The organism is Mycobacterium sp., from assembly GCF_044370595.1.
Lineage (GTDB): Bacteria > Actinomycetota > Actinomycetes > Mycobacteriales > Mycobacteriaceae > Mycobacterium.
In genome coordinates, this window is sequence record NZ_JBILVF010000174.1 from 1 (window position 1) to 6654 (window position 6654).

Below are 6654 nucleotides of genomic sequence, written 5' to 3' on the forward strand. Positions count from 1 at the left end.
CGTTGGTGGAGAACTTCACTCCGACGTGGTGGGCGGTGGCGTAGTCCACCAACTCCCAGAAGTCCGGCCGCACAGTGGGTTCGCCGCCGCCGATGTTGACGTAGAACACCTGCATGCGCTCAAGTTCGTCGATGATCGACTTGCACTGCGCGGTGGAGAGTTCCCGCGGGTCACGTCGTCCCGAGGAGGACAGGCAATGCACGCAGGCCAGGTTGCAGGCGTAAGTCAGTTCCCAGGTCAGGCAGATCGGGGCGTCGAGGCCCCGCTCGAATTGGGCTATCAGACCCGACGTCATCGGTTCTCCCCTCCGGTCTCCCCCGGGATCAGCATGGTGGATTCGGCGAGCACGCCCAGAGCGTGCAGGTAGGGCGCTTGCTGGCCGGCGCCGACGCCGGCGGCCACCAGGGCCGAGCCCACATCGGGGTGGTCGGCCAGCGACTCGACCACGGCCACGATGGTGCGGTTCTTCAGGAACGACAGCTTGCGGGTGCCGAAGTGGTAAAGCAGCGCCCCGAACGGTTCGGGCCGCACCGCCACCTGGGGGTGCAGCCGCCAGGCTCCCGAATCCAGGCGAGCAGGTGACGGGTCGATCAGTAGACCCCGCACATCCCGTCGATGGACACCTCTTCGACCAGGCTCTCGGTCACCAGTTCGGTGGCGGATTCGGTCGTCTCCTGCTGCGTGGGCTCCATGCTCCGGTGGTCCTTTCATTAAATGTCGACATTCCGCGGTGCAGACCGCCAGAATATGGCATCAAGTGCCGAAAAGAGAAGGTTTCAGGCCGATGACTCCAGCAACGCGACGTGCCCCGCGGGTGGGACGACGCCGTTCCACCACCTGCGACCACATCGCCGACGTCGCCCTTGACCTGTTCGCCACCTACGGATTCAGCGCGGTCAGCGTCGACGACATCGCCGTGGCGTCCGGGATCGCGCGGCGCACTCTGTTCCGGTACTACCCGTCGAAGAACGCGATCCCCTGGGGTGATTTCGACGAGTATCTGCGGCACTTCGCCGTCCTGCTCGACGGCGCCGATCCGGCCCTGCCCCTGCGCGACGTGCTCCGTAGCGCGCTGTTGGACTTCAACACCTTCACCGACGAGCGCGCCGCCCGGCATCGGCTGCGGATGAGTGTGATCCTGCAATCCGAAGAGCTGCAGGCCTATTCGATGACGATGTACGCCGGCTGGCGGGCGGTGGTGGCCGGTTTCGTGGCGCGGCGCACCGGCGTGAGCGTCGAGGATCTGGTGCCGCAGACCGTCGCATGGATCATGCTTGCGGTGGCACTGGCCGGCCACGAGTACTGGCTGGCCCACCCTCGGGTGCCGCTTCGGCACGCCCTCGGCGACGCCTTCGACACCGCGGTCACCGGCCTGCCCTGACCCCTCCCCTTCGCTTTTCCCTTTTCCCATCCCCCTCCCCCGCGCGAACAGACGCAAACTCGCACATTTCGGGGCGAACTCATGCGAGTTTGCGTCTGCTCGCGCTTGCCGGGTGCGGTGCGGGCGAGGGTCTCAGCCGAGCACGTCGCCGATCGGAGCGCCGGCCGCGATCTTGGCGCGGGCCTTCATCACCTTGCCCGGCATACCGCCGCCCACCACACCAGCCAGCACACCGTCGCGCTCGTAGTAGGCGAGGAACTTGCGGCCGTCGTCCTCGACGACGTGCACCGCGTCGTTGGCCTCCGGTTCGCCCAGGCACTGGATCTTGACGTCGTACTGGTCGCTCCAGAAGTAGGGCACCACGACCAGCGCGGAGACCTCCTGGCCGAGCATGGCCGGCACCATCACCCGGGCCTGTTCAGCGACATTGCTCCAATGCTCGACCCGGACCTGATGCCCGTCGACGCTGCGCCACGACGCCACATCGCCGAGCGCCCAGACATGCGGTTCGCTGGTGCGGCCGACCTCATCGCAGATCACCCCGTTGTCCAAAGCCACCCCGCTTCCCACCAGCCAGTCGGTGGCCGGGCGGGAGCCGATGCCGACCACCACCAGGTCGGCGTCGAGTTCGGAGCCGTCGGTGAGGACGACCCCGGTGACGTTGCCGGAGTCCTCGCCGAGCACCTCGGCCACCCCCACCCCGGTGCGCACATCGACCCCCTCGGCGCGGTGCAGACGCGCCACCAACTCTCCGATCTGTTGCCCGAGCACGCTGGCCAACGGTGCCGGCTGCGGCTCGACCAGCACCACCTGCACCCCAAGCTTGCGCAGGCTGGCGGACACCTCACAGCCGATGAACCCGGCACCGATGACCACCGCACGGCGGGCGGACGCGGCATGCTCCCGTAGGGCCATCGCCTCGTCGAAGGACCGCAGCACCCGGATCCCGGCCAGGTCGGGAAACGATGGAATGCGTTTGGGCTCAAGGCCGGTAGCGATCACCAGTTCGTCGTAGTCCAGCACGAAACCATCGGTGAGGTTCAGCGTCTTGGCGGCGGTGTCCACCGACTGGGCGGCCGCGCCGAGCCGCACAGCGATGTCGTTGTCGGCGTAGAACTCAGCGGGTTTGAGGGTGACGTCACCGATGCTGCGTCCGCTGTCGTGCAGCACGTCCTTGGACAGCGGCGGCCTGTCGTAGGGCAGGTGCTGTTCGTCGCTGACGATGGTGACCGGGTCGGCGTACCCGCACTTACGCAACTGCTCGGCGGTCCGAGCGGCCGCCAGGCCGCCGCCCACGATTACGACCCCGCTGGCTTTACTCACAGGCTTTTTCTTACACGATAATCGGGGAGGGATTGATCCGGCTTTGACCGGTTAGCGCGCGCATCAGCGAACACAGGCCCATAATGGGCATTTCAGATGGCCAGGAGACACCGCTGATGACGGCACCGCCCATATCGCTGACCGAGCAGATGCTGCGCCGCAGACCCGTGCTCGGCGCCCCCGTGGCCCATGGGGCCTCGGAAAACCTCAAGCGCTCCATCGGCGTCTTCCAGCTCACCATGTTCGGCGTGGGTTGCACCGTGGGAACCGGCATTTTCTTCGTGCTGTCCCAGGCGGTTCCAAAGGCCGGGCCCAGCGTCATCGTCTCGTTCCTCATCGCCGGCCTGGCCGCCGGACTGGCGGCCATCTGCTATGCCGAACTCGCCTCGGCTGTTCCGGTGTCCGGTTCCACCTACTCCTACGCCTACACCACCCTCGGCGAAGCGGTCGCGATGGGTGTGGCGGCCTGCCTCCTGCTGGAGTACGGGGTGTCCACCGCCGCGGTGTCGGTCGGGTGGAGTCAGTACGTCAACAAACTTCTGGACAACTTCCTAGGCCTGCGACTGCCGGAGGCCCTCTCAGCTGCGCCCTGGGACGCCGAACCCGGAGTGGTGAACCTGCCCGCCATGGTCCTGGTCGGGCTGTGCGCGCTGCTGCTGATCCGGGGTGCCAGTGAGTCGGCCAAGGTCAACAGCATCATGGTGGTCATCAAACTCGGCGTGCTCCTGATGTTCGCCGCGATCGCCTTCACCGCCTTCGACGCCGACCGGTTCGCCGAATTCGCCCCGTTCGGCGTCGCGGGTATCGGGGCGGCGGCCGGAACGATCTTCTTCTCCTACATCGGCCTGGATGCGGTGTCGACCGCCGGCGACGAGGTCAAAGACCCGCAACGGACCATGCCGCGGGCGATCATCGCCGCTCTGATCACCGTCACCACCGTCTACCTGCTGGTGGCGGTGGCGGCGCTGGGAGCCCAGGCATGGCCGGATTTCGCCGAGCAGAAAGCGGGGCTGTCGGTCATCCTCGACAACGTCACCGGGGCGCAGCAGTGGGGCATCGTGCTGGCGGCGGGGGCGGTGATCTCGATTTTCTCGGTGACCCTGGTGACGTTGTACGGGCAGACCCGCATCTTGTTCGCCATGGGCCGCGACGGTCTGCTGCCGTCCGTGTTCGCCAGAGTTGACCCGCGCACCATGACCCCGCGCAACAACACCATCATCGTGGCAATCGTGGTGGCACTGCTCGCCGGGTTCGTCCCGTTGGACTACCTGGCGGACCTGGTGTCGATCGGGACGTTGACGGCCTTCATCGTGGTGGCCGTCGGCGTGATCATCCTGCGACGCCGCGAACCCGATCTGCCCAGGGGTTTCCGGGTGCCGGGTTACCCGGTGACACCGGTGCTGGCGATCATCGCGTGCGCCTACATCCTGTTCAGCTTGCAGTGGTACACCTGGTTGGCGTTCGCGTTATGGGTGTCGGTGTTCCTGTTGTTCTACTTCACCTGGGGCCGCCACAACAGCGCGCTAAACCCGGGGGCCGTGCGGACATCCGACATCACCGGCGTGGAGGTCGTCCACCCACCGAAGGACATGCCGTGACCGTCGTCGTCGGCTATCTGGCCGGAAAGAGCGGCACCGCTCCCCTGCATCTGGCGGCGAGCCTGGCCCGCACCCTGCAATCCTCGCTGACCGTGGCCACGATCGTGCCTAGGCCGTGGACCTACCCGTCGACGGCCCGGGTCGATGCTGAGTACGCCGCCTGGGCCGACCAGTTGGCCGCCGACTCGGCCAAAGAGGCCCAGCGGGACCTCGCGTCAATGGGCTCGACGGTGGAAGTGACATTCCACAGTCACGCCCACCGTTCGGTGTCGGGCGGGCTGACCGAGGTGGTGTCCGAACTCGACGCCGATCTGCTGGTGTTGGGTTCCTCGGCCAGCGGGCAACTCGGCCAGGTTGTCGTCGGCTCCACCGCCGAAAGGCTGTTGCATTCGGCCCCGGTACCGGTGGCGATCGCGCCGCGGGGCTATCGCGGTCCACGCGGCGGAACACTGACCCGCATCACCGCCGGCTACCCGGGGACACCGGAATCGGTGGAGGTGGTTCGGCGGGTTGCCGCCCTCGCCGGACGTATCGGGGTGCCGATGCGGGTGATCACCTTCGCGGTGCGCGGCCGCACCATGTACCCGCCCGAGGTGGGCCTGCACGCAGAGGATTCGATCTTGGCGGCCTGGGAGTCTCAGGCCGCCGAGATGCTCGCCCGGCTGCGCACCGACGGGGTGGTCGGCGATGGAGTGGAACTGCAGGTGGTCAGCGGCAACGGCTGGGGTGAAGCCATTGACGACGCCGACTGGCAGGACGGCGAGATCCTCGCGCTGGGCACCTCACCGCGCGGCGAGGTCGCCCGAGTGTTCCTGGGGTCGCGGGGCACCAAGATTTTGCGGGTGAGCCCGGTTCCGGTGCTGGTGCTGCCGGGCTAGCGCCTTTCATCACGCCGGACCCGATGGGCGTGATTCAGTACTTCATCACGCCGGACCCGATGGGCGTGATTCAGTACTTCATCACGCCGGACCCGATGGGCGTGATTCAGTACTTCATCACGCCGCGGTCGATGGAGATCTGAGAGCCAGACAGCAGCCCGGACCGGTCTCCGGCCAGCCAGACCACCACCTCGGCAGCCTCTTCGGCGGACATGAAGTCACTGCGCTTGGCCTTCTTGGAGGCCTTCGCCGGCGGTTGATACGGCATCGGCGCGAAGCTGTGCAGGAAAGCCGGATGCTTACCCAGTACCGCCAGCATCGCCTCGTTCTGAATCATCGGCGTGGCGATGGAATACGGGTGAATCGAGTTGACCCGGATGCCGTACTCGCCGAGTTCGATGGCCAAGGTGTTGGTCATCGACGTCAGCCCGTGCTTGGCGGCGGCGTAATGCCCGTTGCCCGGGGTCGCCTTCAACCCGGCCGATGAGCTGACGATGACGATCGAGCCACCGTTTCCGGCGTCGATCATGGCCGGAATCACCGCCCGCAGGGTGCGCCAGGTTCCGGAGAGATTGACGTCGATGACGGTGTTCCACTGCTCGTCGGACAGTTCCCACAGCCTGCCCCAACTGAGCACCCCGGCGTTGGCCACCAGCACATCGAGTCGGCCGAACCGTTCGACGCCGTCGGCGACGAGTTGACGCAGCGCGGCGTCGTCGCGGATGTCGACGGTCCGGGCCAGGACGGCACGGCCCTCGGCCTCGACTAGGCGGACGGTCTCAGCGAGGTCCTCGGGTGTGGCCGACGCATACGGAATCGTCGGCGAAACCGGGGCGCAGATATCGCTGATGACGACATCGGCGCCCTCGCGGGCCAGCCGGACGGCGTAGGCACGGCCCTGGCCGCGGGCGGCCCCTGTCACGAACGCGACTTGTCCGGCTAGATCACCCATCGACCGTTCCCTTCGCTGGAGCCCCGGGTCAGGCTAGCAAGGAACTGGAACCTGTTTCAGTCGCCTCAGAACGGCAGACCGAACAGTCTGGTGATGCTGGGCAGACCGATCGAGGGCAGACCGATCGAGGGCAGGCCGATGGGCGGCAGTCCGATCGGCGGAGGCGGCGGTAGGGCGGGCAGCCCGATCGGCGGAGGCGGCAACGCCGACAACCCGATCGCCGGTAGAACCGCCAGCGCGGCGGCTGCCTGCTCCGGGGTGGGAAGCTGCGGCGCCAGCGGAAGCTGCGGGGCGGGCACCCCGACCGGCGGCAGAACGGCGGCCGCGGCGAACGCCGTCGACAACCCACTGAAGTCCGGCGGCGGCAGCGCGGCTGCGGCGGATTGCGCGGCTGGTACGGCGTTCGGCAACTGCGACAGCATCGCCTGGCCATTGTTGGAGTAGGCGGCGAACAGGATCAGATCCCCCAGCGCAATCGCGGCGGAGTTCAGCGCACCAGTGCCCGACCCGACGGCCGTGCCG

At 67.3% G+C, this 6654-nt stretch carries 8 protein-coding genes and 1 pseudogene; 3 read left to right on the top strand and 6 right to left on the bottom strand.

The window, feature by feature from the left end; genetic code table 11:
* The 3 genes from ADBZ5N_RS16460 to mftA all read right to left on the bottom strand — a co-directional run.
* Window positions 1-295: radical SAM protein (locus ADBZ5N_RS16460; RefSeq protein ID WP_526259249.1), on the bottom strand; the 295-nt coding region annotated here is incomplete at its 3' end.
* Complete coding sequence (mftB, locus tag ADBZ5N_RS16465; RefSeq protein WP_526259251.1) at window positions 292-606, bottom strand: mycofactocin biosynthesis chaperone MftB; 315 nt, start codon at window positions 604-606, stop codon at window positions 292-294. The genes mftB and ADBZ5N_RS16460, both read right to left, overlap by 4 nt.
* Entirely contained in the window at window positions 591-692 is a 102-nt protein-coding gene (gene mftA / locus ADBZ5N_RS16470) for a mycofactocin precursor MftA (protein WP_526259253.1), read from the bottom strand. The genes mftB and mftA overlap by 16 nt, the downstream gene beginning before the upstream one ends.
* 92 nt (window positions 693-784) lie before the next feature.
* Here mftA and mftR point away from each other — a divergent pair, with 92 nt between their 5' ends.
* On the top strand, window positions 785-1381 hold the full coding sequence (gene mftR / locus ADBZ5N_RS16475) for a mycofactocin system transcriptional regulator MftR (RefSeq protein WP_526259255.1): 597 nt from the start codon (window positions 785-787) through the stop codon (window positions 1379-1381).
* Between the two features lie 132 nt (window positions 1382-1513).
* Here mftR and ADBZ5N_RS16480 read toward each other — a convergent pair whose 3' ends face one another.
* Window positions 1514-2704, bottom strand: coding sequence for an NAD(P)/FAD-dependent oxidoreductase (locus ADBZ5N_RS16480; protein ID WP_526259257.1), 1191 nt, complete (start codon window positions 2702-2704; stop codon window positions 1514-1516).
* Between the two features lie 116 nt (window positions 2705-2820).
* On the opposite strand from ADBZ5N_RS16480, the gene ADBZ5N_RS16485 reads away from it, so the two are divergent.
* Together ADBZ5N_RS16485 and ADBZ5N_RS16490 are read left to right on the top strand one after the other, a co-directional pair.
* Complete coding sequence (locus ADBZ5N_RS16485; protein ID WP_526259259.1) at window positions 2821-4302, top strand: amino acid permease; 1482 nt, start codon at window positions 2821-2823, stop codon at window positions 4300-4302.
* A complete protein-coding gene (locus tag ADBZ5N_RS16490) occupies window positions 4299-5180 on the top strand; it encodes a universal stress protein (protein ID WP_526259261.1) in 882 nt (293 codons plus the stop codon). Before ADBZ5N_RS16485 ends, ADBZ5N_RS16490 begins: the two co-directional genes overlap by 4 nt.
* A gap of 106 nt (window positions 5181-5286) precedes the next feature.
* Here ADBZ5N_RS16490 and ADBZ5N_RS16495 read toward each other — a convergent pair whose 3' ends face one another.
* Window positions 5287-6132, bottom strand: a complete 846-nt coding sequence (locus ADBZ5N_RS16495) for a mycofactocin-coupled SDR family oxidoreductase (protein WP_526259263.1) — start codon at window positions 6130-6132, stop codon at window positions 5287-5289.
* 65 nt (window positions 6133-6197) lie between these two features.
* Window positions 6198-6654, bottom strand: a pseudogene (locus ADBZ5N_RS16500) (hypothetical protein); the annotation flags it as partial.

Coding starts and splice junctions, on each gene's coding strand:
- mftR (WP_526259255.1), top strand. CDS start 785: ATGACTCCAGCAACGCGACGTGCCCCGCGGGTGGGACGACGCCGTTCC.
- ADBZ5N_RS16495 (WP_526259263.1), bottom strand. CDS start 6,132: ATGGGTGATCTAGCCGGACAAGTCGCGTTCGTGACAGGGGCCGCCCGC.
- ADBZ5N_RS16485 (WP_526259259.1), top strand. CDS start 2,821: ATGACGGCACCGCCCATATCGCTGACCGAGCAGATGCTGCGCCGCAGA.
- mftA (WP_526259253.1), bottom strand. CDS start 692: ATGGAGCCCACGCAGCAGGAGACGACCGAATCCGCCACCGAACTGGTG.